The 1,097-nt window shown below is 59.3% G+C and carries 2 protein-coding genes and 1 pseudogene; all 3 read left to right on the top strand.

The window, feature by feature from the left end:
- Nucleotides 1-376: hypothetical protein (locus ABT116_RS49420; protein WP_351648216.1), on the top strand; the 376-nt coding region annotated here is incomplete at its 5' end.
- Nucleotides 377-414: 38 nt separating this feature from the next.
- Nucleotides 415-828 (top strand): hypothetical protein, encoded by a 414-nt coding sequence (locus ABT116_RS49425; protein WP_003944251.1) that lies wholly within the window; start codon nucleotides 415-417, stop codon nucleotides 826-828.
- Nucleotides 825-992 (top strand): annotated as a pseudogene (locus ABT116_RS49430) (hypothetical protein); the annotation flags it as partial. The gene ABT116_RS49425 and the pseudogene ABT116_RS49430, both read left to right, overlap by 4 nt.
- Nucleotides 993-1,097 lie beyond the last annotated feature (105 nt).

Raw genomic sequence — 1,097 nt, forward strand, 5'->3', positions numbered from 1 at the left:
TTTTAAATCAAGCGGCGCATATAACCGCGCGCCACCCCACAGAAAAGTGAAGGAAACGACGATGATCATCACAGTCGGCGTACTGCTCGTCACGATGGCTCTCTTGCTGGCGATAGAAACCATCATCGATGACCACTCCATGGCGTTCATTTACGCCCCCATGGCTGCGGCAATCATGATAATCGTCCTGCCGTTCCTGGCAACCGACCTGATTACCGACGAAAACACCTCCCGTGCAGCACGTTTCGGCACCTTTGCCGCAGCATTCCCCCTCTCCATAGCCTTTGTAGCCGCAGTGACATGTTCTGCCGTGTTCGTCCGCAACCGTGTGGAAACCAAACGCAGAATCGCAGCCCAAAGAGATCTCGCCACCTAACCCGACCCACCAACCGGACCGCAGAGAAACGGACAGTCATGACACTGGAACAGCTGATCGACCGGTGGCGCCACGACGACCGAGGGCCCACCACGCTCGTCACCGTCATCGCGATGGTCGCTTTCCTGATGATGTTCTCCGTAATGCTGCAAACCGCCCTGTTCTTCCACGCACGGGACGTCGCCAACACCTGCGCCGAAAAAGCATTGCAAGCCACACGTTCCCAGCAAGGGAACCAGGCGCTCGGGCTCGCTGCAGCGAACGCGTGCATCGCGAAATCCGGATCTGGTGACCTTCAAGCACCGGTCGTGTCGGTGAACAAGACACTCCGCGAAAGCACCGTCACGATCACCGGAAAGTCCCCGACCCTCGTACCGGGGCTGGAATTCGCTATCACCGTCGACCACACCAAACCCACTGAGCGCGTGACCAATCCCGGAGGTGTCGGATGAAGCTGAACCAGTGGATCAATCGCGCCCGCTCAAACGATCGAGGAGATGCAACCATCGAGTTGTGCCTCGCGATCGTCGTCCTCCTCGTCCTACTCGGTTGGATGTACGCGTACGGCATCAACCGCCAGGCACATCAGAAGGTCGAGCACGCCGCGGGAGAAGCCGCCCGAGCAGCATCACTCTCAGCCAGCCTTTGGCGCGGGTCGTCTCGCGCAGGTTGGCCACCATCAGGTTGATGTTGTCCTTCAGCTCGGCGACCTCGCCCTGCG

It is taken from the genome of Streptomyces sp. NPDC002130 (assembly GCF_040296465.1).
Lineage (GTDB): Bacteria > Actinomycetota > Actinomycetes > Streptomycetales > Streptomycetaceae > Streptomyces.